The organism is Pontimicrobium sp. IMCC45349, from assembly GCF_047219225.1.
Lineage (GTDB): Bacteria > Bacteroidota > Bacteroidia > Flavobacteriales > Flavobacteriaceae > IMCC45349.
In genome coordinates, this window is sequence record NZ_CP178208.1 from 1,089,230 (window position 1) to 1,112,602 (window position 23,373).

The 23,373-nt window shown below is 31.3% G+C and carries 28 protein-coding genes; 21 read left to right on the forward strand and 7 right to left on the reverse strand.

What is annotated here, in order from left to right; genetic code table 11:
- The first annotated feature begins 137 nt into the window (after positions 1 to 137).
- A complete protein-coding gene (locus tag ACLII3_RS05070; RefSeq protein ID WP_412987000.1) occupies positions 138 to 1,430 on the forward strand; it encodes an aminopeptidase P family protein in 1,293 nt (430 codons plus the stop codon).
- Positions 1,431 to 1,462: 32 nt separating this feature from the next.
- A complete protein-coding gene (locus tag ACLII3_RS05075) occupies positions 1,463 to 2,176 on the forward strand; it encodes a class I SAM-dependent methyltransferase (protein ID WP_412987001.1) in 714 nt (237 codons plus the stop codon).
- Between the two features lie 44 nt (positions 2,177 to 2,220).
- Here the strand turns inward: ACLII3_RS05075 and ACLII3_RS05080 are convergent, their stop codons facing one another.
- Complete coding sequence (locus ACLII3_RS05080) at positions 2,221 to 3,540, reverse strand: aspartate kinase (protein ID WP_412987003.1); 1,320 nt, start codon at positions 3,538 to 3,540, stop codon at positions 2,221 to 2,223.
- Between the two features lie 97 nt (positions 3,541 to 3,637).
- Here ACLII3_RS05080 and ACLII3_RS05085 point away from each other — a divergent pair, with 97 nt between their 5' ends.
- On the forward strand, positions 3,638 to 4,294 hold the full coding sequence (locus ACLII3_RS05085; protein WP_412987004.1) for a hypothetical protein: 657 nt from the start codon (positions 3,638 to 3,640) through the stop codon (positions 4,292 to 4,294).
- A 49-nt stretch (positions 4,295 to 4,343) separates the two neighbouring features.
- Here the strand turns inward: ACLII3_RS05085 and ACLII3_RS05090 are convergent, their stop codons facing one another.
- The 4 genes from ACLII3_RS05090 to brnQ all read right to left on the reverse strand — a co-directional run bounded on the left by ACLII3_RS05090 (position 4,344) and on the right by brnQ (position 7,651).
- Positions 4,344 to 4,712, reverse strand: coding sequence for a cupredoxin domain-containing protein (locus ACLII3_RS05090; protein ID WP_412987006.1), 369 nt, complete (start codon positions 4,710 to 4,712; stop codon positions 4,344 to 4,346).
- 28 nt (positions 4,713 to 4,740) lie between these two features.
- Positions 4,741 to 5,298 (reverse strand): carboxymuconolactone decarboxylase family protein, encoded by a 558-nt coding sequence (locus tag ACLII3_RS05095; protein WP_412987007.1) that lies wholly within the window; start codon positions 5,296 to 5,298, stop codon positions 4,741 to 4,743.
- 209 nt (positions 5,299 to 5,507) lie between these two features.
- Entirely contained in the window at positions 5,508 to 6,353 is an 846-nt protein-coding gene (locus tag ACLII3_RS05100; RefSeq protein ID WP_412987008.1) for a helix-turn-helix domain-containing protein, read from the reverse strand.
- The gene (gene brnQ / locus ACLII3_RS05105) at positions 6,353 to 7,651 is read right to left on the reverse strand and encodes a branched-chain amino acid transport system II carrier protein (RefSeq protein WP_412987009.1); all 1,299 of its coding nucleotides are present in this window, start codon (positions 7,649 to 7,651) and stop codon (positions 6,353 to 6,355) included. Before brnQ ends, ACLII3_RS05100 begins: the two co-directional genes overlap by 1 nt.
- 40 nt (positions 7,652 to 7,691) lie before the next feature.
- On the opposite strand from brnQ, the gene ACLII3_RS05110 reads away from it, so the two are divergent.
- From ACLII3_RS05110 to ACLII3_RS05120, 3 genes are all read left to right on the forward strand, one after another.
- Positions 7,692 to 8,477 carry an alpha/beta fold hydrolase gene (locus ACLII3_RS05110; RefSeq protein WP_412987011.1) on the forward strand — a complete coding sequence of 262 codons (786 nt, stop codon included), beginning with the start codon at positions 7,692 to 7,694 and terminating at the stop codon, positions 8,475 to 8,477.
- A gap of 59 nt (positions 8,478 to 8,536) precedes the next feature.
- The gene (locus ACLII3_RS05115) at positions 8,537 to 8,800 is read left to right on the forward strand and encodes a hypothetical protein (protein WP_412987012.1); all 264 of its coding nucleotides are present in this window, start codon (positions 8,537 to 8,539) and stop codon (positions 8,798 to 8,800) included.
- A 71-nt stretch (positions 8,801 to 8,871) separates the two neighbouring features.
- Positions 8,872 to 9,099, forward strand: a complete 228-nt coding sequence (locus ACLII3_RS05120; RefSeq protein ID WP_412987014.1) for a hypothetical protein — start codon at positions 8,872 to 8,874, stop codon at positions 9,097 to 9,099.
- On the opposite strand, the gene thiL is transcribed toward ACLII3_RS05120, so the two are convergent.
- On the reverse strand, positions 9,083 to 10,135 hold the full coding sequence (gene thiL, locus ACLII3_RS05125; RefSeq protein WP_412987016.1) for a thiamine-phosphate kinase: 1,053 nt from the start codon (positions 10,133 to 10,135) through the stop codon (positions 9,083 to 9,085). The genes ACLII3_RS05120 and thiL overlap by 17 nt on opposite strands.
- A 151-nt stretch (positions 10,136 to 10,286) precedes the next feature.
- Here thiL and ACLII3_RS05130 point away from each other — a divergent pair, with 151 nt between their 5' ends.
- From ACLII3_RS05130 to ACLII3_RS05195, 14 genes are all read left to right on the forward strand, one after another.
- Complete coding sequence (locus ACLII3_RS05130; protein ID WP_412987017.1) at positions 10,287 to 10,532, forward strand: hypothetical protein; 246 nt, start codon at positions 10,287 to 10,289, stop codon at positions 10,530 to 10,532.
- A gap of 146 nt (positions 10,533 to 10,678) precedes the next feature.
- On the forward strand, positions 10,679 to 11,008 hold the full coding sequence (locus ACLII3_RS05135) for a HesB/IscA family protein (protein WP_412987019.1): 330 nt from the start codon (positions 10,679 to 10,681) through the stop codon (positions 11,006 to 11,008).
- A 13-nt stretch (positions 11,009 to 11,021) separates the two neighbouring features.
- The gene (gene sufB, locus ACLII3_RS05140; protein WP_412987021.1) at positions 11,022 to 12,470 is read left to right on the forward strand and encodes a Fe-S cluster assembly protein SufB; all 1,449 of its coding nucleotides are present in this window, start codon (positions 11,022 to 11,024) and stop codon (positions 12,468 to 12,470) included.
- A 13-nt stretch (positions 12,471 to 12,483) separates the two neighbouring features.
- The gene (locus ACLII3_RS05145; protein ID WP_412987022.1) at positions 12,484 to 12,897 is read left to right on the forward strand and encodes a hypothetical protein; all 414 of its coding nucleotides are present in this window, start codon (positions 12,484 to 12,486) and stop codon (positions 12,895 to 12,897) included.
- Positions 12,898 to 12,901: 4 nt separating this feature from the next.
- Positions 12,902 to 13,654: a Fe-S cluster assembly ATPase SufC gene (gene sufC, locus ACLII3_RS05150; RefSeq protein ID WP_412987024.1), complete on the forward strand. Its 753-nt coding sequence runs from the start codon at positions 12,902 to 12,904 to the stop codon at positions 13,652 to 13,654.
- 9 nt (positions 13,655 to 13,663) lie between these two features.
- The gene (sufD, locus tag ACLII3_RS05155; protein WP_412987025.1) at positions 13,664 to 14,977 is read left to right on the forward strand and encodes a Fe-S cluster assembly protein SufD; all 1,314 of its coding nucleotides are present in this window, start codon (positions 13,664 to 13,666) and stop codon (positions 14,975 to 14,977) included.
- Positions 14,977 to 16,203 carry an aminotransferase class V-fold PLP-dependent enzyme gene (locus ACLII3_RS05160; protein ID WP_412987027.1) on the forward strand — a complete coding sequence of 409 codons (1,227 nt, stop codon included), beginning with the start codon at positions 14,977 to 14,979 and terminating at the stop codon, positions 16,201 to 16,203. Before sufD ends, ACLII3_RS05160 begins: the two co-directional genes overlap by 1 nt.
- A gap of 26 nt (positions 16,204 to 16,229) precedes the next feature.
- The gene (locus ACLII3_RS05165) at positions 16,230 to 16,859 is read left to right on the forward strand and encodes an META domain-containing protein (protein WP_412987028.1); all 630 of its coding nucleotides are present in this window, start codon (positions 16,230 to 16,232) and stop codon (positions 16,857 to 16,859) included.
- Positions 16,860 to 16,970: 111 nt separating this feature from the next.
- A complete protein-coding gene (locus ACLII3_RS05170) occupies positions 16,971 to 18,035 on the forward strand; it encodes a zinc metalloprotease (protein WP_412987030.1) in 1,065 nt (354 codons plus the stop codon).
- Between the two features lie 77 nt (positions 18,036 to 18,112).
- Positions 18,113 to 18,607, forward strand: coding sequence for a hypothetical protein (locus ACLII3_RS05175; protein WP_412987032.1), 495 nt, complete (start codon positions 18,113 to 18,115; stop codon positions 18,605 to 18,607).
- 26 nt (positions 18,608 to 18,633) lie between these two features.
- On the forward strand, positions 18,634 to 19,056 hold the full coding sequence (locus ACLII3_RS05180; RefSeq protein WP_412987034.1) for a SufE family protein: 423 nt from the start codon (positions 18,634 to 18,636) through the stop codon (positions 19,054 to 19,056).
- Complete coding sequence (locus tag ACLII3_RS05185; protein WP_412987035.1) at positions 19,056 to 19,382, forward strand: DUF59 domain-containing protein; 327 nt, start codon at positions 19,056 to 19,058, stop codon at positions 19,380 to 19,382. The genes ACLII3_RS05180 and ACLII3_RS05185 overlap by 1 nt, the downstream gene beginning before the upstream one ends.
- A 4-nt stretch (positions 19,383 to 19,386) precedes the next feature.
- On the forward strand, positions 19,387 to 19,893 hold the full coding sequence (locus ACLII3_RS05190) for a DUF2480 family protein (protein ID WP_412987036.1): 507 nt from the start codon (positions 19,387 to 19,389) through the stop codon (positions 19,891 to 19,893).
- A gap of 103 nt (positions 19,894 to 19,996) precedes the next feature.
- A complete protein-coding gene (locus tag ACLII3_RS05195) occupies positions 19,997 to 20,851 on the forward strand; it encodes a DUF3078 domain-containing protein (protein WP_412987038.1) in 855 nt (284 codons plus the stop codon).
- A gap of 50 nt (positions 20,852 to 20,901) precedes the next feature.
- Here the strand turns inward: ACLII3_RS05195 and hflX are convergent, their stop codons facing one another.
- Positions 20,902 to 22,116, reverse strand: coding sequence for a GTPase HflX (gene hflX / locus ACLII3_RS05200; protein ID WP_412987040.1), 1,215 nt, complete (start codon positions 22,114 to 22,116; stop codon positions 20,902 to 20,904).
- An 80-nt stretch (positions 22,117 to 22,196) separates the two neighbouring features.
- Between hflX and ACLII3_RS05205 the strand changes: the two genes are divergently transcribed.
- Entirely contained in the window at positions 22,197 to 23,159 is a 963-nt protein-coding gene (locus ACLII3_RS05205) for an endonuclease (protein WP_412987042.1), read from the forward strand.
- Positions 23,160 to 23,373: the final 214 nt, after the last annotated feature.

Consider the following 23,373-nt stretch of genomic DNA (forward strand, 5'->3'; position numbering starts at 1 on the left):
AATAATTAATGAAATTACTCAAATCTTAACAAACGGTCAAAATCCTTACGAATTAATATGCTAAAATTTAACAATGTTAGATATAAAATCTCTAATTTTGAGAAAACAATTCTTCATAACTTAGAAATACTAAAATCATGAAATATCATCCAATAAATAACCAATTATTTATAAAGAACAGAGCGAAGTTTACAGCACAAATGAAATCAAAATCGATTGCTGTATTTAATTCTAACGATGTTTTTACAACTGGAGCAGATACTGCATTACCTTTTCATCAACATAGAGATATATTTTACTTAAGTGGAGCAGATCAAGAAGAGAGTATTTTAGTATTATTTCCTGATGCTTTAAATCCTAAGCACAGAGAGATTCTTTTTGTTAGAGAAACTAATGAGCACATTGCTATTTGGGAAGGTGCCAAATTAACAAAAGAGCAAGCTACTGCAACCTCTGGAATTGAAACTATTTATTGGTTAAGCGATTTTGATAAGATATTTTTTGACTTAATGACTGAAGCTGAAACTGTTTATTTTAATACAAACGAACATTACAGACAAGCTGTAGTTATGGAAACACGTGAGGATCGTTTTATTAAAATGGTAAAAGACAAGTTTCCTGCACATAACTGGGCTAAAAGCTACCCAATAATGCAAAGCATTAGAGGCGTTAAAGAGCAAGAGGAAATTGATTTATTACAAACTGCTTGTGATATAACCGAAAAAGGCTTCAGACGTATTTTAAGTTTTGTAAAACCAGGTGTTATGGAATATGAAATTGAAGCAGAATATATGCATGAATTTTTACGTAACCGCTCCAAAGGGTTTGCTTATACTCCAATTGTTGGTTCTGGATATAATGCTTGTGTATTACATTACATTGAAAATAATCAGGTTTGTAATGATGGAGATATGTTGCTTATGGATGTTGGTGCCGAATACGCAAACTATAGTAGTGACATGACACGTACAATTCCTGTAAATGGTCGTTTTACAGATAGGCAACGTGCCATATACAATGCCGTAAACAGAGTAAAAGACGAGGCTACAAAAATGTTAGTTCCTGGAACCATTTGGGCAGATTATCATGTTGAAGTTGGTAAAATTATGACATCAGAACTTTTAGGATTAGGTTTAATTGATAAAGCCGACGTGCAAAATGAAGATCCTAATTGGCCAGCATATAAAAAGTATTTTATGCATGGTACTTCTCATCACATGGGATTAGACACACATGATTATGGTGCATTAAAAACACCTATGACAGCAGGTATGGTATTTACCGTTGAACCAGGTATTTATATTCCAAAAGAGAACATGGGAATTAGATTAGAAGACGATGTGGTTATTCAAGAAAATGGCGAACCATTTAACTTAATGCGTAACATACCTATTCTTCCTGAAGAAATTGAAGATTTGATGAATAGTTAATATTCTTATTCAGTATTAATAACTCCATCAAAATGAAAGAAATTTACGAAGCTCAATTTGTCGAAAATTTATTTGACAAAATGAGTAGTTCGTATTCTAAAATGAACTGTATAACTTCGTTTGGGTTTAGTGAGCGATGGAGACGTCAATGCGTTAATGAAATCAATATAGAAAAAGGAAAAACGGTAGTTGATTTAATGACTGGAATGGGTGAATGTTGGAAACCAATTTTAAAATATTCCGACACTAAATCTAAATTAATAGGTCTTGATTTTTCCTCAGAAATGATACATCATGCTGAAAAAAGAAAAGAAAAATTCAAAAACTCATCCATAAGCATCTTAAAAGAAAATGTATTTAACAATTCTATAAAAAGTGAAACTGCTGATTATGTAATATCTGGTTTTGGCTTAAAAACATTTAATGACAAACAGTTAAAAGACTTAGCAATTGAAATCAACAGAATACTAAAACCTGATGGTCAATTTTCATTAATAGATGTGTCTGTCCCAAAAAACAAGCTACTTAAGTTCTTTTTTATGTTTTATTTAAAAAGAGTTATTCCGTTAATTGGAAAATTATTTCTGGGTAACCCTGAAACTTATAAAATGCTAGGGATTTACACCCAAAAATATAAGAATTCAAAAAACCTCTATCATATATTTAAAGAAGCAAATTTTAAAATAGAATACATTGAATATTTCTTTGGTTGTGCAACAGGAATAAAAGGTATAAAAAGACATTAAAAAAAGGCTGCCATATGGCAGCCTTTTAAACACACAAATTATAACTAGGAAACGAGCTTAAAAACATATCTCTGTAAATTTTTAAGCGTCGTTACCTTTTCACTAGTTGGCACTAATAACGATATGTTGTTATTACTACCTCCATATGATATCATTCTAATTTTCACATCCTTTAAAACTTGAAAAAGCTTAAAAGTATCTTCATGATGTACAATAGAATGACCTACTAAACAAACTATACTTTGATTTTTATCTACTTCAATTACTGCAAACTTCTCTAACTCCTTTACTATCATATCAAGACTACTATCATCATCAATTGTTAATGACACAGCTACCTCTGAGGTTGTAATCATGTCAATGGCTGTCTCATATGTTTCAAATACATCAAAAACCTTTTTTAAAAACCCATGTGCTTGTAACATTCTTGCTGACTTTATTTTTATTGCTGTAATATTATCTTTTGCGGCAATTGCTTTTATTCCACTTTCAAAAGCATTGGCATCAATTAATGTCCCATAAGCTTCTGGACACATTGTATTTTTTAATCGTACAGGAATACTATCTTGTCTAACTGGAGTTACTGTTTGAGGATGTAAAATTTTTGCTCCAAAATAAGCTAACTCAGCAGCTTCATCATACGATAAATTAGAAATTGGTGATGTATACTCAACATATCTTGGATCATTATTATGCATACCATCAATATCTGTCCAAATTTGTACTTCTTTAGCATTTATTGCTGCTCCAATTAACGTAGCTGTATAATCACTTCCTCCTCGTTGTAAATTTGACACTTGACCATTTTCATCTAAACAAATAAAACCTTGAGTTATATAAATATCTGACCTACTCTTAGTTTCCATTAACGCTTGTAAATGCTTCTTGATATAGAAAAAATCTGGTTCTTTTGTTTTATCAATTCGCATAAAATCTAAAGCAGGCAACAAAGCAACTTTAATGTTTTCTTGCTCTAATAAGCATGTAAAAAGAAATGTAGACAATAACTCTCCTTGAGCTAAAATTTCATTTCTTAACAAATGAGAATAGCTTTTATAAGTGCTTTGCAACAAGAAATTGAACACTTCATTAACATATGCCTTAGCCTTTATACTTAAAGATTGATTTATTAATAAGCCTTCAATCGTTTCACTATAGGTTTCATGTAAACGATTTATAGATTCAATAGCTTTGTTAGTTTCTGAATACTGAATACTATCTGCTATAGCAATTAGCATATTTGTAGTTCCTGACATGGCAGATAACACCACAACTTTTGGTTGTCCATCATCAACAACCTCCTTTACATGAAGCATATTTTTAACAGAACCTACAGAAGTACCTCCAAACTTTAAAACTTTCATTCTCTATCATTTTTAAACAAAACTATACTTAGTTAGTTGTTACTAATTATTTAATTAAAAAATAGTTTACTTTTGCACAAACTGTTAATTATTTAACATGAAGACTATAACTAATTGTGTTGAAGATATATTAATATCTCAACCATATCTTGAAGAAGCACTTTCGAAAAAAATAATAAACTATAGTGCATTAGCAGAGGAATTACAACGCCCAATAAGTAAAATGTTAAGGAAAGATGTTAAAGCTGGAGCTATTATGATGGCTCTAAGACGCTACAAATTACCTACGCATATTTCGCATTCAATTAAGATGAAGAAATTGCTACAAAATCTTGGAGATATAACAGTTAGATCTAACCTAACAGATTTCACAATAAAGAATTCTGAAACCTTAATCAATAATCATTTAAAAGTACTTGAAGCTTTAAAAAAACAACCCAATCAGTTTTATACATTTACAAGAGGTATTCATGAAAGTAATATGATTTTATCTAGTAGTCTATCGAGTAGCATTTCAAAGTTTTTGAAAGATGAAATTTGTATTGCTAAACAGGACAACCTTTCTGCAATTACCATTAATCTACCTAAAGGAAACTCAAAAGTATCAGGATTATACTATCATTTTTTTAAACGTTTAGCCTGGGAAGGCGTAGCACTTTATGAAGTAATTTCTACCACTAATGAGTTTACAGTCCTTGTTGAAGATGATTATGTAGATAAAGCATTTACAGCAATGAAACGCTTTAAATCATAAAAAAAGTGAGCATTTCTGCTCACTTTAAAAACTAACTATATTAACTTAACTACTTAACAATTAAGGTATATTGTGGTGTATTATTGAAAGGGCAAAAATATTTATAAGTTCCTTTCTTTAATGTTACTGCTTTAGAAGATTCTGTTTTTCCGTGTTTTACCATTTTAGAAACATATGCATCAGCTATATGATTTTTAGCATCTGAGCCATCTTTTCCAGCTTCGATTAATACTAAACCTACTTCAGGTGCAGCATTATTATTAGTTACTTCAAATACATATGTACCTTCAGTTAATGTTAATGCCTTTTGTGTGAACTCACCTTTAGTTTGCTCAAAACTTACTGTTTTTACTTCTTGTGCATTTGCTGAAATTTGGATACCAACAAATAACATTACGATTGCTATTACTTTTTTCATGATTTAATTATTTATAGTTTATGATTATTTAGTTTAATACTGAAAATTGTCCTGATTTTACTTCTGGAAAATCAATTTCAGTTTCGGCAATATGATTGACATAGTTAGTAAGTGTATTTGATACTACATTTAAAACTATTTCTAAGATATCACCATCATTATATCCTGCTGCTTTTACTGCATTAATTGCTTCGGTTGATACTTGTCCTCTATTTTTTGTAACTTCTTTAGCAAACTGTAATCCTGCTTGCACTTTTGTATCTCCAGAAATTCCCTGTCTGCTTAACTCTGTTTGTTCGTCACTTAATCCATTCATTTTACCAATAGCAGTATGTGCCGACAAACAATAATTACATGCGTTTTCTTCTCCAATAGCTAAAGCTAATTGCTCCCTAAACTTGTTACTAAAGTTTCCACTAGCTGTTAATTCTCCTAGACTTAGATAAGATTTTAAAGTTGCTGGAGAATTTCCAAACACTTTAATTAAGTTTGGAATAAAACCAAGCTTTTTATTTACTGCATTAAATAATTCTTTTGCTTCTCCTGTTGTAGTTTCTGGATTTAATGTTTCAATTCTTGTATTCATAATTTCAATTTTTTAGTTGTTATTTTCTGTTTTACATGTACATATTTCGCGTTCTGGAAATTGTTCATCATATTCTTGATAACCCCAACAATTAGGGCATTGTGTATTTTGAATTGTTGCTTTCATAATGCGTTGCTTTAATTACAATGCAAATATGCAACAGGAAGTAAAGTGAGAAAATGGACAAAAGTTCCTAAGGTTTGGACTTTCTAGTTTTTGTAGTCTTTTTTGAACTTTAGTGGCGATTTTTGAGTCGCTTTTGTATAAAATCTGGTAAAATAAGAAGGATCGTTAAAACCTAAATCGTAAGCAATTTGCTTAATAGAATCGTCAGTATAAATTAATTTACGCTTCGCTTCAGTAATAATTCTATTTTTTATAAAATCAGAAGGTGTTTGTACTCCTAGCTTTTGGAAATGCTTAGAAAGTGTTTTTGGAGACACGCCTAATCTTTCGGCATATAAAGTTACGGAATGATGCTTTGTAAACAATTGCTCTACTAACAAACTAAAATCTTTAAACAATTTTGTTTCCTTATCATCTTTAATTATATGATTGTCTTTTTTTATTCTAACCGAATGAATAATAAATTGTTTTAAGTACGCTTGTAACATGTCGTACTGTGCAGCACCTGAGTTATTAAATTCTTCAATTAAATTTTCAAGAATAAACTCAAGTTTTACAACATCTTTTTCGCAAGGAGATACATAAGGTGTTTCATAAATATTATTAAATAAAACACCATTACAAGATACTTCTTTATCATGCACTTGAATACAGTAAAAATCTCTCACAAATGTTAACTTATAAGCCTCCTTTACTTTTTCTGTATCAACCGAAAACATTTGTCCTGGAGACAAAAAGAACAATACATTATCATTAAAAGAATAATTATTAAAGTCTATTTTATAATTACCCTTTCCTTCTTTAATCCAATAAATTGTATAAGATTCAACTTGTTCAGATTTATTAAAAACACAAGCCTCATCAAACTTAATCACATTAAGAGAAAAAGTATCTTTAAAAGTATATGTTGAAGTATTTTTTACAGCCATTATGTGCTCTTAGTCGTAAATTGTTTATATACATTAACAACAACTAGAGTTATTATTGCTGGCAGTAACCATCCTAGACTATATTTTGCAAATGGGATGCTATTTTTTATTGTTTCTAAATCAACTTCAAAAGGCATAAACGCCAATACATCTGGCAAACTAAAGATGAAAGTTATAAGTATAACTAACTTAAAAACAATTGAACTTGCATACTTTTCTGGAAGTACATTTAAAAAAATTAATACTATTGTAATTGGATAAGTAAACATTAAAATTGGTAACGCTATTACAATTATGGAGTGAAAATCTAATTGTCCAACTACAACACCAAAAACACAAGATACAACTGCAGTTATCACATAAACTTTTTGAGAATCCTTTATTAGCCCTTTAAAATAATCGGCCGTTCCTGCTATAATTCCAACAGCAGTAGTAAAACAGGCTAACCCAATTAAAATACTTAATACTGTCTTACCAAATTCTCCTAATGCTGCGCTACTTATTCCTCTTAACAATGTGGCGCGTTGCATATCACTACTCAAATTTAAGTCTACATCTATTTGAGAACCATACAAAGCACCAACCGAAATTAATCCAGCATATATTACAAATAAACCTAAACCAGCAATAAATCCAGACTTCCTAATCAGGCTCTTTTTATCCTTAAAAGAAGCCTCTTTATTATAGTTTAATGAAACAATTAAAACTGCTCCAACCACAACTGCTCCTATGGCATCAAAAGTTTGATAGCCTTCAAGAACACCACTAACTATTGCTGTTTCAAAAACAGTTTCATTAGGGATTAGTTGACTAGATGACAATCCAATAACAATCACCAATAATAACGCTATTACTATTAAAGGCGTTAAAAATTTACCTATAAAATTTAATATTTTAGATCTATTAAGTACAAATACAAGAACCAACGCAAAATAAATGGTGCTTGTTAACAAAGGACTTGTACCAAACGTTGGGTGAATAGCAATTTCGTGTGTGGCAGCTGCAGTACGTGGTGAGGGTATTGCAATAGCAATTACATAAATAATAATGCAATAAAGTAAACTAAATAAAGGTGATACTTTTTTTGCAAAGTCAAACATTGTTCCTTGTAACTTAGCATGCGCTAAAATTCCAAATATTGGAATTATTACAGCAGTTATTACAAATCCAATTGTTACTAGAAACCAATCTTCTCCTGCATTATAACCTAAAAGTGGAGGTAAAAGCAAGTTTCCTGCACCAAAAAACAATGAAAATAATGCAAAACTTATTACAAGTGTTTCTTTAGTTTTATTCATGTTACAAAATTATCTTTGCACAAGATAATAGTTTTTAAGAATGTCTAATTTTATTACGCACAAAAACACTAAAATACATTTTACTGATAAAGGTAAAGGTTCGGCTGTTATTTTACTTCATGGTTTTTTAGAAAACCTTAGTATGTGGAACAATCTAACACCACACTTAATAAAAAAAAATAGAGTTATTGCTATAGATTTATTAGGACACGGAAAAACCGAATGCTTAGGTTATATACATTCTATGGAACTTATGGCTGAATGTGTAAATGCTGTTATTAAACACTTAAAAATTAGAAAATATAGTTTTATTGGCCATTCAATGGGAGGCTATGTTGCTCTTGCCTATGCCGAAGCTTACCCAGACAATATTAAAGGACTTTGCTTAATGAACTCTACAACAAAAGCAGATACTCCTGAAAAAAAACTAAATAGAGATAGAGCAATAATAGCTGTTAAAGATAATTACAAACTCTTTGTTAGATTATCTATTTCAAATTTATTTAGACCAAAAAACAGAAGTCTTTTTAAAGAAGAAATTAAAATGGTAAAAAAAGAAGCCTTAAAAACTCCTCTTCAAGGTATAGTAGCTGCATTAGAAGGAATGAAAATTAGAGAAGATAGAGAAGTGCTTTTACATTTTTCTCCTTATAAGAAAATGATGATACTTGGTAAAAAAGATCCTATTTTAAACTATAATTCTTTGATAGAACAAGCAAAAGGAACAGATGTGAAAATTGTTGAATTACCTGATGGTCACATGAGTCATATTGAAAATTCGACAGATTTAACTTACAATATAATGCGTTTCATCGAAAATATATAGTATTTTAACGTTTTTAGTTGATTTTTTATTTAAGTTTATAGAGCCTAAATGACCTACTTATGAAAACAACTACTCAAATAAATTCGGTTTCAAAACTGTATTGTAATGTTTTTGGACATCAATACGAAGTTTCAAAACAAGTTACCTCTCATGTTAAAGAATACACATGCAAATGTTGTAAACGTCAATTAACAACAAACAGCAATGGTAACTTAACGGAATTAACGCCAAAGTTTAAAGAAATTAATAAAGCTTTAGAATATATCTACACTAGAAGAATGATGCGTTCGCAGCAAAAACTAGCTCATTCATCGATTTATTAGACTGAAAAACAAATTGTTAAAAGAAATTTCCTACTTTTATTTCATCCTTCTAACTAAAATATAATTAAGTAGTGAAACATTTTTATTGTTCGGTCTTTGGTCATAACTACCAAGTAACAAAAAAAGTTACATATCATGTAAAAGAATATACTTGCAAACACTGTAAAGAGCAAGTAACCACTAATGGTAATGGAAAACTCACCTTACTAACACCAAAGCATAAAGAAATCAATTCGGTTTTAGAACGTATTCATTCTAAAAGAATAAAATCTAGAAAATCACTTATTCTTGATCGCTAAGCGAATTCCAACCTTGCGCAGTAATAGGTATCTTAGTTTCTGCTCTAGTTACAAGATGCATTCCAACACTTTCATCAGTCATAAAACCTATAACCGTTAAGTTAGGATTGGCTTTAATTTTAGGAAAATCTTCTTGAGAGATAGTCATTAACAACTCATAATCTTCTCCTCCATTAAGTGCCACAGTAGTACTATCGATATCAAATTCTTCACATGTAGAAATCACCTGAGGATCTAACGGAATCTTATTTTCATACAAATCACAACCTACTTTGCTATGCTTACATAAATGCATGATTTCTGATGACAATCCATCACTTATATCAATCATAGATGTTGGCTTAACTTCCAAATCTTTTAAAAGCTTAACAATATCTTTTCTAGCTTCTGGTTTTAATTGCCTTTCAACTATATAAGCATACTTATCTAAATCTGGTTGATTATTAGGATTCACCTTAAACACTTCTTTTTCGCGCTCTAATACTTGTAACCCTAAATAAGCACCACCTAAATCTCCTGTAACTACTAATAAATCATTAGGCTTTGCACCACTTCGTTCAACTATATCTTCTGCATTAGCTTCTCCAATTGCAGTAACCGAAATTAACAATCCAGAAGTTGAAGATGTAGTATCGCCTCCAATAACATCAACACCATATATTCTAGATGCAGTTTCAATTCCTTCATATAATTCTTCAAGAGCTTCTAAAGGAAACCTATTTGATACAGCAATCGAAACTGTAATTTGTGTAGAGTTGGCATTCATTGCATAGACATCAGATAAATTAACCATGACTGATTTATACCCTAAATGCTTTAAAGGCATATAACTCAAATCAAAATGAACACCTTCAACTAACAAATCTGTAGTAACAACAATTTGTTTATTGTCAAAGTTTAATATAGCTGCATCATCGCCAATTCCTTTAACTGTTGATTTATGAGTAATTTTAAACTCTTTTGTTAAGTGGTCTATCAATCCAAATTCTCCTAAACTACTTAAAGGCGTACGTTGTTGGTTTTTATCTTCTATCATACTGCAAAAATACATGTTTTTAAATGGATGCAAAAGCATATTTTATTTATAAAAAATTCGCCCCACAATGCATTTCATCGAAAAAACATATCTTTTTATCCGATTTACTGATAATTTATATATGTTTGAAGTACCCCAAATTTTAATTGCGATGAAAAACAACTACTCTAATAGTTCTTCTTCAGACATTTTTTGCTCCATTTTTGGACATAATTACGTTAAAACAAAAGATCTTAACGCTAATGAAGATGAGCTTGTATGTAAGACTTGTCAGAAAAAGTTTGTTCAAAAAGTTGAAGACGATTTAGTAAGTTCTCCTAAACATGAAGAACTTCACTCATTGCTAACATACCTTATCACAAAAAGAAAACCTACTGCTAATAGCGCTCTCTATTAGGCATATCTATTTCTTATTTCTTATTTTCTATTTAAGTATAACTAAAACCTATCGAGTTATATACTAAGATAATGTTAGGTTTAATAGCATAAACCTACATATATTGTATATTTGCAATCTATTTAGAAATAATCTATTTTAAAATTATGATTAAAGTTTCTGATACAGCTAAAAATAAAGTCGTTCAGCTTATGAATGAAGACGGTTTTAACCCAAGCGAAAACTACGTTCGTGTTGGTGTTAAAAGTGGTGGATGTTCTGGTTTATCTTACGACTTAAAATTTGACAAAGAACAACAAGACGATGATAAAGTTTTTGAAGACAATGGCATTAAAATAATTGTTGACAAAAAAAGCTTTTTATACCTAATAGGAACTACTCTAGAATATTCTGGAGGACTTAATGGAACTGGGTTTGTATTTAACAACCCTAATGCTAATCGCACTTGCGGTTGTGGGGAAAGTTTCTCTTTATAACAGATAACAACAAATGAGTAAATATACTGAAGACGATTTAAGGGAAGAACTTAAAACCAAAGAATACGAATATGGTTTTTATACAGATATTGATTCTGAAACATTCCCTGTTGGCTTAAATGAAGATATAGTACGTGCAATTTCTAAAAAGAAGGAAGAGCCAGAATGGATGACTGAATGGCGCTTAGATGCTTTTAAAATTTGGAAAGACATGGTGGAGCCAGAATGGGCAAATGTTAACTATGAAAAACCAGATTTCCAAGCTATCTCATACTACTCTGCACCAAACAGCAAACCTAAGTATGATAGCTTAGACGAAGTAGATCCTGAGTTATTAGCAACATTCGAAAAATTAGGAATTTCACTTGACGAGCAAAAAAAGTTAGCTGGTGTTGCTATGGATGTAGTAGTTGATTCTGTTTCGGTAGCAACTACATTTAAAAAGACTTTAGCCGAAAAAGGAATTATTTTCTGTTCTATAAGTGAGGCCATCAAAGAGCATCCAGAGTTAGTTAAAAAGTACATTGGAACAGTAGTACCAAAAACTGATAATTTTTATGCAGCTTTAAACTCCGCTGTTTTTAGTGATGGAAGTTTCTGTTACATTCCAAAAGGTGTTAGATGTCCAATGGAACTATCTACATATTTTAGAATTAACCAAGCAGGAACAGGTCAATTTGAACGTACATTAGTAATTGCTGATGAAGCTAGCTATGTAAGTTACCTTGAAGGTTGTACTGCACCAAGTAGAGATGAAAACCAATTACACGCAGCAGTTGTAGAGCTAATTGCACTTGATGATGCCGAAATTAAGTATTCAACAGTTCAAAACTGGTTCCCAGGAAATGCTGAAGGAAAAGGTGGTGTTTACAATTTTGTAACTAAGCGTGGTATTTGCGAAACCAACTCAAAAATATCTTGGACACAAGTTGAAACTGGAAGTGCAGTAACATGGAAATACCCTTCTTGTGTATTAAAAGGAGATAATTCGGTTGGTGAGTTTTACTCAATAGCAGTAACAAACAACTACCAACAAGCAGATACTGGAACAAAAATGATTCACTTAGGTAAAAACACTAAGTCAACTATTATTAGTAAAGGTATTTCGGCAGGAAAATCACAAAATAGCTATCGTGGTTTAGTACAAGTTAATAGTCGCGCAGAAAATGCTCGTAACTTCTCTCAATGTGATAGTTTATTAATGGGTAATGAATGTGGTGCTCATACCTTTCCTTATATAGAAGCAAAAAACAAATCGGCTCAAATTGAGCACGAAGCTACTACAAGTAAAATTGGTGAAGATCAAATTTTTTACTGTAACCAAAGAGGTATTGATACCGAAAAAGCAATTGCTTTAATTGTAAACGGTTTTAGTAAAGAAGTACTAAATAAATTACCAATGGAATTTGCTGTAGAAGCTCAAAAACTATTAGAGATAAGCTTAGAAGGTAGTGTTGGATAAATCATTTACAAATATGAAAAAAGTAGTATTCCTATTATTAGTAACAATATTTGTTAGCTGTAAAAACGATACAAATACTGAAGATAAAAAAGTAATTGGTGCAGATGATAAAGAAAAAACCGCTAAACAAAGTGATGGTTTAACTTTATTGAAAGGTGATTTTATTTACTATTCTGATGCAGCTGTACTACAAACACCAAAAAACATGTATGGTGTTATTGTAGACGCCAAAATGCAGGAGTTAAATGATATGGCAAAAGCATACAAAAACGAACCTACCGATTTTGTTCAAGTAGAAATCCGCGGAAAAATAACACCAAAACCAGAAAATGAAGAAGGTTGGCCTTTTCGTGTCGAGATAAAAGAAATATTAAACGTAACTAAATCTGCAGATAATAGCAGTGAAACATTAAAATTAGGCAACTAAAGCTATGTTAAAGATAAATAACTTACACGCTAGTGTAGAAGACAAATCAATATTAAAAGGTATTAACCTTGAAGTAAAAGCTGGAGAAGTACATGCTATTATGGGACCAAATGGTTCTGGAAAAAGTACTTTGGCTTCAGTAATTTCTGGAAAAGAAGATTATGAAGTTACAGATGGAGAAATCATTTTAGAAGATGAAAATATTGATGAATTAGCTGCTGAAGAGCGTGCTCACAAAGGCATCTTTTTATCGTTTCAATATCCTGTAGAAATTCCTGGAGTTACTGTAACAAACTTCATGAAAACTGCTATTAACGAAACACGTAAAGCGCAAGGTCTTGAAGAAATGCCTGCTAACGAAATGCTAAAGTTAATTCGTGAAAAATCAGAGCTTTTAGAAATAGATCGTAAGTTTTTATCTCGTTCGTTAAACGAAGGGTTTTCTGGAGGAGAAAAGAAACGTAATGAAATATTCCAGATGGCAATGTTAGAGCCTAAATTAGCTATCCTTGACGAAACAGATTCTGGTTTAGATATTGACGCACTTCGTATAGTTGCTAATGGCGTAAACAAGTTAAAAAACAAGGATAATGCAACTATAGTTATTACGCATTACCAACGTTTATTAGACTATATAGTTCCTGATTACGTACACGTTTTATACAATGGTCGTATTGTAAAATCTGGAGGTAAAGAATTAGCTCATGAGCTAGAAGAAAAAGGATACGACTGGATTAAAGAAGAAGTGAACGCTTAATAACAGCAAATGGAATTAAAAGAAAAACTAATATCTTCTTTTTTAGCATTCGAAAACCAAGTGAATGTAGATTCTTATGTTCATGATATTCGTAGCGAAGCTATAAAAGTATTTGAAGACAAAGGGTTCCCAAATAAAAAAGAGGAAGCTTGGAAATACACATCATTAAATAAGGTATTAAAACAAGATTATAGTGTTTTCCCAAAACAGGAAAACGCCTTAGAATATAAAGATGTAAAGAAGTATTTTATTCATGATATCGACACATACAAAATTGTGTTTATTGACGGAAAATACTCTTCTCACCTATCACAAACAACTCATGATGGTATTGATGTTTGTTTAATGTCTGCAGCTTTAACTAAGCCTAAATATCGCTTAGTTATCGAAAACTATTTTAACAAAATAGCCGATAAAGACAGTTTAACATCATTAAACACTGCATTTTCTAGAGAAGGTGCATTTATACACATTCCAAAAAGTAAAGTTGTTGAAAAACCGATTCAAATCATTCATTTTTCAACAGGAACAGAGTCTGCTTTAATGTTACAGCCACGTAATTTAATTGTAGTTGGCGAAAACTCGCATGTACAAATTATTGAGCGTCACCAAAGTTTAACAGACAACCCTATTCTTACTAATTGTGTTACAGAAATCCACGGAAGTAAACGTGCGATTGTAGATTATTATAAAATACAAAACGATAACCAAACTGCATCGTTAATAGACAACACTTATATTAACCAAATGCAAGAGAGTCACGTATCTGTACACACGTTTTCTTTTGGAGGTAAATTAGTACGTAATAACCTTAATTACTATCAAAATGGTGAGCGTATAGATTCTACCTTAAAAGGTATCACTATTATTGGCGATAAACAGCATGTAGACCACAATACATTGGTACATCATATAGAACCAAATTGTGAAAGTCATCAAGATTACAAAGGTATTTTTGGAGATAGCTCTACAGGTGTATTTAACGGTAAAGTTGTGGTTGAAAAAGAAGCGCAAAAAACCAATGCATTTCAGGCAAACAACAACCTTTTAATACATGACAAAGCAACCATCAACACAAAACCTCAGCTTGAGATTTTTGCTGATGATGTTAAGTGTTCTCATGGTTGTACAATTGGTCAGTTAGACGAAAGCGCTATGTTCTATTTACGCTCACGTGGTATTCCAGAAAAGGAAGCTAAAGCTTTACTTATGTATGCCTTTGCAAACAATGTATTAGAAAGTGTAAAAATACCTGAACTTAAAAAACGCATTAACAAGTTAATCGCTAATAAGTTAAACGTTAATATTGGATTTGACTTGTAATGAGTAACACTAATCTTGATATAACCAAGATACGCAAAGACTTCCCTATACTTTCTCGTAAAGTAAATGGTAAACCACTTGTGTATTTGGACAACGCAGCAACCTCGCAAACACCACAACAAGTAATTGATATTATTGTAAATTATTACAGTAATTACAATGCTAATATACATCGTGGTGTACATACGTTAAGTCAAGAGGCTACCGACAAATACGAAGAAGCACGTCAAAAAATCCAAACGCATTTTAATGCAAAAAAATCGCATGAAATCATTTTCACCTCTGGTACTACTCATAGTATTAATATGGTTGCAAATGGATTTACTTCACTTTTACAAAAGGAAGATGAAGTAATTGTTTCTGCTTTAGAGCATCATAGTAATATTGTGCCTTGGCAAATGCTTTGTGAAAAAACTGGAGCAACGTTAAAAGTTATTCCAATGACAGAAGCTGGTGAGTTAGACATGGAAACTTACGATAAGTTACTTTCTGCTAACACAAAACTAGTTTTTGTCAATCATATATCTAACGCTTTAGGAACCATTAATCCTATAAAATCTATTATAGAAAAGGCACATGCAGTAAACGCAGCAGTACTAATTGATGGTGCACAAGCCAGTCCACATATAAAAACTAATGTTCAAGAGTTAGATGTAGATTTCTATACTGTTTCGGCTCATAAAATGTGTGGTCCAACTGGTGTTGGTATTTTATATGGAAAAGAAAAATGGCTAAATAAACTACCTCCTTACCAAGGTGGTGGCGAAATGATTGCAGAAGTTACTTTCGAAAAAACCACTTACGCAGACTTACCTCATAAGTTTGAAGCAGGAACTCCTAATATTTGTGGAGGTATTGCCTTTGGAGCTGCTATTGATTATATGAATAGTATTGGTTTTGAAAATATTGCTGCTTACGAAAACGACTTATTGCAATATGCTACCAATAAATTATTAGAGATTGAGGGTTTAAAAATTTACGGAACCTCTACTCAAAAAACATCTGTAATCTCATTTAATATTGGCAATATTCATCCTTACGATATTGGAACTATAGTAGACAAACTAGGAATTGCTGTTAGAACTGGACACCATTGTGCACAACCAATCATGGATTATTACAATATTCCAGGAACTGTAAGAGCCTCTTTTGCTTTCTACAATACTAAAGAAGAGATTGATATTTTTGTTGAAGCTACCAAAAGAGCTGCACAAATGTTATCTTAGTGGTCTAATTTTACATTTCATAATTTATGTTTTCAAAGTATTTTACAGCGTTAATGCTGGTTATATGCATTTTTTCATGTTCAAATAGTGATGTTAAAACGTTTTATGTAACAAACAACTCTGCTGATTGTAAGTCAAATTGTTTAGAAATAAAAGCTAACGAAACCGATGAGTGGCAAAAGCTAAACACTACAATTGAAGGTTTTACTGCAGAAGCTGGATTAATTTACGTCCTATTTCTTGAAACCAAAGAAAATGAAGATGGAACAACATCATACGCTTTAGTTGATACAGTAAAAAAGTATGAAAACCCAAGTTATAAAATTGGACAAAACTCATGGAAAGTAATTGGACTTGGAAAGCAAAAAGAGTTTAATAAAACACCTTGGATGACATTTTCTATGTCAGAAAACAAAGTAAATGGATTTGCTGGCTGTAATACATTTTTTGGTAAATTTCATTTAAACGACAACACTATTAGTTTTGAAAATATGGGAAGCACAAAAATGATGTGTCCTGATATTGCTACTGAAGACTCGTTTTTCAATTTACTATACAATGTAAAAAGCTATGAATTTGTTGACAACGTATTACACTTTATGGCTGATGACAACACTGTTTTAATGAAGTTTGAACAATTAAGCTATAGAAAATAGCAACATCTTTACTTTTTAATTTACAGGTATTTCATCGAAAAAATTAATTTTTAATTAAAGTTTTGTTAATTTTTTATAAATTCAGCAAAATTTTTAACAAAACCATCTAATATGAAAAAATTAATTTTAAGTATGGCTGCTCTAGCCATGATTTTCACTTCTTGTAGTGAAGACCAAAACTCAAATCTTGATGAACAAACAAAAGTTGACATGAGTGACTTTTTTGTTCACACAGATGCAGACCAAGAAGAAGCAGCCAGATTAGCAGCTAACAGCGAAGCAAAATCTTGCTTTACTATGGTAAACCTAAACAGACAACTGCAAGAAAATCCAAAACTAGAACAAAACATGTATGCTATTGAATACCACACAAGAGCTTTAACAGCTGCTAAAAAAGGTGGAAATGGAAATGGAAACGGTGGAGGCAACAGTGGCGGCGACGGAGGCGATGGTGGCTCTGGAGATAACTTAGGTGTAATTTCAATTCCTGTATATGTACATGTAATTTACAGCAATACTCAACAAAATATTAGCGACCAACAAATAGCATCTCAAATCAACGTGTTAAATGATGATTTTAGAAGAACAAATAGCGATGCTAACCAAACTCCAAGTGAATTTACAGGAGTAGCTGCAGATACAGAAATAGAGTTTACACTAGCTGGAACTTATAGATATTCAAATTCAACAAGTTCTTGGGGAACAAACGATGCTATGAAATCTGCTTATCCTCCAATTACTCCAGAAACTCACTTAAACATTTGGGTATGTAATATAGGTGGTGGAATTTTAGGTTATGCTCAATTCCCAGGAGGAAATGCATCTACAGATGGTATTGTAGTGTCTCCTCAGTATTTTGGAACTACTGGCTATGTATCAGCTCCTTTTGACGAAGGTAGAACTACAACTCACGAAGTTGGTCACTACTTAAACTTACGTCATATTTGGGGAGATGGTAGATGTAACAGAGATGATTTTGTTAGTGACACACCAAAATCTGACGCACCTAACTATGGTTGCCCAACTTCAGCATACAACTGTCGTTCTAACGACCAATTCATGAACTACATGGATTACACAGATGATGCATGTATGAATATGTTCTCAGAAGGACAAAAAACAAGAATGAGATCTATTTTCCAAGCTGGTGGAGCTAGAGAAAGTATGGTTAATTAAATATAATTTTTCATAAAACTTACAAAGGCGCCTTTTTTGGCGCCTTTTTTGTATATTAATTTTTAAAACAAAGTACTATGAAACTTATACTAACAATATTTACCTTCTTGCTTATGGCGAAAGAATGTGATACAAACAAAGCTTCTCTTTCTAGTAACACTTCTAATAACAACGTTGAAAAAACTACTGACATGGAAAAAGTTCAAAAAGACATCACTTTAGTTTACAATGCTAACTCAAGAGGTTTTTTTGAAGAAATAGTAGTAACAATAGATTCTATTACAATTTACACTAATAGAAATAAAACCAACCCAACTAAAGTTGCTTGCTCTACTGAAGATTGGAATTCATGTATGACATTACTAGAAACTATTGAAGTAAAAAAACTACCATCTCTAGAAGCACCAACAAAAATGAGACATTATGATGGTGCTGCTCATGCTACACTTACAATAAAAAACAAAGAAGAAAGCTACCAAACTAGTACTTTTGACCATGGTCATCCACCACAAGAGATAAAAGCAATCGTTGATAGAATTTTATTATTCAAAAAAGATAAAATCAAACATTAAACTGCTTATTTTTGTAAAAAAAATTCGTGGCAATAAAAGATATACAAAACGATATTATTGATGAGTTTTCAATGTTCGACGACTGGATGGAGCGTTATGAATATATGATTGAACTCGGTAAGTCTTTACCATTAATAGACGACCAATATAAAACTGACGATAATATTATTAAAGGCTGTCAAAGTAAGGTTTGGGTTCATGCCGAATTAAAAGACAACAAAATTGTATTTACTGCAGACAGTGATGCAATTATTACCAAAGGTATCATAGCCATTTTAATAAGAGCGTTTTCAAACCAAACTCCAAAAGCAATCATTGATGCTGATACCGATTTTATTGATGAAATAGGTCTTAAGGAGCATTTATCGCCAACAAGAGCAAATGGTCTTGTTAGTATGATTAAACAAATAAAAATGTATGCTATAGCATACCAAACACAAGTACAATAATGAGCACACCAGATATAGATGTAAATGAATTAGGAGACAAGATTGTTAGAGTTATTAAAACTATTTTTGATCCAGAAATTCCAGTAGACATATACGAATTAGGATTAATCTACGATGTATTTGTAAACGAAGATTACGACGTTAAAATACTAATGACTTTAACGACACCTAACTGTCCTGTTGCTGAAACATTACCACTTGAGGTTGAAGAAAAAGTAAAGTCTATTGACGAAGTAAAAGATGCTGAAGTAGAAATTACTTTTGATCCACCTTGGAGTCAAGACTTAATGAGCGAAGAAGCTAAGTTAGAATTAGGAATGCTATAATAAAATGGCAGACGAGATTATAAATCGCGTTGCGAATAGTAAACTTATAACGTTTGACCTTGAGGGTTTCTACCCTGAAGGCAAACGTCTTGTTTTTGATATTAAACCTTGGTTATTTCAAGAGCTTGTACTTCGCGAAAAAGACTTTAGACAGTTTGTTAAAGAGCATGATTGGGATCAATATAAAAACAATTATATAGCTCTTACTTGCTCAACAGATGCTATTGTTCCCGCTTGGGCATATATGTTAATTGCAACAAAACTAGAATCTAATGCCAAAAAAGTAATTATTGGCGATTTAGAACAATTAGAATCTTCTATTTATCAAGATATCATTAATACAATCGATTTTAATGAATTTAAAGATAAGCCAGTTATTGTAAAAGGCTGCTCTAACAAACCAGTACCTACTAATGCCTATATTTTATTAATAGAAAAGCTAACACCTATAGCTAAATCTATTATGTATGGTGAAGCCTGTTCTTCGGTTCCATTACACAAAAAGAAATAATTTACTTATTTTCAGTATATTATATTTTTATTACTGCGTTATGTTTTCTTACAAAACTTTATATATTTGCAGCCAATTTTTTTAAACCTTAAACTAAATAATTATGAAAAAAACATTACTATTATTAGCTTTATTTCTAGGGTTAACTTCTGGATTTGCACAAGACGAAGCTACTGAAGAAGGACCACAAGACGGATGGAAAAAATCAGGAACTATCTCATTTTTACTTAATCAATCTTCTTTTGACAACTGGGTTGCTGGTGGTACAAGTAATATCTCTGGAACTTTAGGTATAAACTACGATTTCAACCTATTAAAAGGTGATTGGACTTGGGATAACAAACTAATTGCTGCTTTTGGTATTACAAAAATTAAAGGTGAAGACACACAAAAATCTGATGACAGATTAGAGTGGAATTCATTATTAGGTAAAAAAGCTTCTGGAAATTGGTACTACTCTGCTTTCCTAAACTTTAAAACACAATTTGCTGATGATTTAATTGGAGATACTGAAGTTGGTGAAACGAAATTATTCTCACCTGCTTATTTACAGTTTGGTCCAGGTATGTTATGGAAAAAAAGCGACAACTTAAAAGTTAACATTGCTCCTGCTACTTCTAAATTAGTAATCGTAGATAAAGATTTAACTCTACCTATGGAAGCATATTTTGGTGTTGAAGAAGGAAAAAGTACACGTTACGAATTAGGAGCAGCTATTGGTGCTTACTATAAGTTTAATCTTATGGAAAACGTATCTATGGAAAATATTTTAAACTTATATTCTAATTATTTAGAAGACCCTCAAAATGTTGACGTAGATTACACAATGAATTTAGTAATGACAATTAACAAGTACTTATCTGCAAACTTAGCTTTTCAAGCTATTTACGATGATAATGCTTTTAGAGGCTTACAAACAAGAGAAGTATTTGGATTAGGAGTTAACTACAACTTTTAAAAACCAAATAAAGAATAAAACAAAAAAAGCACCTTGTAAGGTGCTTTTTTTTATGCTTCAGCTTCATCATAATCTGGATATAAAAAATGATTATATGGAAAACGTGTAATGTGAATTTTTCTCACTTCATCATAAACTCGCTTTCTAAACTCTTCTAAGTTATCTTTATTTAATGCTGAAATAAACAACGCATTACTTCCCATTCTAGCCATCCAAGTATTTTTCCATTCATCTAGCGAATAATTAGACTTTGTTCTAACTGCCACTAAATCTGTTTCATCAAAAGGCTCTGGCTCGTAAGCATCAATTTTATTAAAAACCATTATTGTAGCTTTATCTGCACTATCTATTTCTCCTAAAATTTTATTTACAGACTCAATATGTTCTTCAAAGTTAGGATGCGAAATATCTACAACATGCAACAACAAATCTGCTTCTCTAACCTCATCTAATGTACTCTTGAACGACTCCACTAATTGTGTTGGTAATTTTCTAATAAACCCAACTGTATCACTCATTAAAAAAGGCAAATTCTTCACTACTACTTTTCTAACTGTTGTATCTAATGTTGCAAACAGTTTATTTTCTGCAAACACTTGTGATTTACTAACTACATTCATAAGTGTAGACTTACCAACATTTGTATAACCAACAAGAGCAACTCTAACCATTTTACCACGATTGCCACGTTGTACAGCCATTTGCTTGTCAATCTTCTTGATTTTTTGCTTTAACAAAGTAATCTTATCGCGAACTATACGTCTATCAGTTTCTATTTCTGTTTCTCCAGGTCCACGCATACCAATTCCTCCTTTCTGTCTTTCAAGGTGAGTCCACATACCTTTTAATCGAGGTAATAAATATTGACATTGCGCCAATTCTACTTGAGTTCTTGCATAACTCGTTTGTGCACGTTGCGCAAAAATATCTAAGATTAAGTTTGTTCTATCTAATACTTTACAATTAAGTATCTTACTAATATTACGTTCTTGAGCTGGCGACAATTCGTCATCAAAAATTGCTGTTCCTACCTCATGTTCTTCAATAAAACGCTGTACATCTTCCATTTTACCAGTTCCTATAAATGTTTTAGGATTTGGCATCTCCATTTTTTGAGTAAATCGTTTTAAAACTTCCCCTCCAGCTGTATATGTCAAGAACTCCAACTCATCTAAATATTCCTTAGACTTATCTTCATCCTGATCTTTAGTTATCACTCCAATTAAAACTGCTTTTTCTAAAGCTATGTCCTTTTTTTCTATCATAAAATCGATTAAAGTGCAAAGGTACAAATTGAATAGTTTAGTTTTTAGTATTTTAGGCACTTTAAATATCTTTAAACTAGATGACTTCTAAAAAAGACACAACTTCAGGCTACTATACTATTGCTTTTTACAACCTAGAGAACCTATTCGACACGTTTGACAATAAACATACACATGATGATGATTTTCTACCATCTTCAGAAAAAAAATGGACACAAAAACGCTACAAGAAAAAGGTTAGAAAATTAGGATATGCTATTTCAGAAATAGGTATTAAAACATCAAAAAAACTTCCTGTAATAGTAGGCTTAGCTGAAGTTGAAAACAAACTTGTTGTTGAAGATTTACTTGATTCAAAATTTTTAGAACATAAAAATTACGATTTAGTTCATTATGACTCCGCTGACGAAAGAGGGATTGATGTAGCTCTTATATATAATAAAGATTACTTTAAAGTTGAACACACTGAAGTTTTTCCACTAGATCTATTTGATGAAAATGGTTTTAGAGATTACACAAGAGATATACTATTAGTTACTGGATATTTAAATAATGAAAAAATTCACATTCTGGTAAACCATTGGCCTTCTAGAAGAGCAGGCGAACAAGAAACTGAAGCAGCTAGGTTAACAGCTTCTAATAAAGTAATAGAAATTTTTAACTCAATTAAAGAAGAGGATTCAAATGCTAAAATAATAATCATGGGAGATTTCAATGATGATCCTTCCAACAAAAGCATTAAACAATTGGTGAATACATTAGATATATATAATCCTATGGAATCTTTAAAGTCTATTTTAAGAGGTAGCTTAAATCATAGACAAAATTGGAACCTTTTTGATCAAATACTTTTCTCTACCAATTTCTTTGAATATCAACCTCATAAACATAGCTTTTCAAAAGCTAATATTTTCGACAATCAATTCTTAAAGCAATTTAAAGGAAAATATAGAGGAAATCCTTTTAGAACTTATGTTGGATATAAATATAAAGGAGGTTATAGCGATCATTTTCCAGTCTATATTCATTTAAAGAAAAATTAGAAATTAACTCAACCCGTTTTTAACACTCTTTATCGATAAAAAAAGTATTTTATCTATTAAAGTAATGTTAACTTATAGTTAGTTTTCATTTTTTTTATCTTCGGAAACTATTATTCTTTATAAAAATTGCTGTTTTAATTGGTTTTATTTGACTTAACAACTTCAAATAATCACAACCAGTTAATATTCAGTTTTTTATAATTTATATATTACT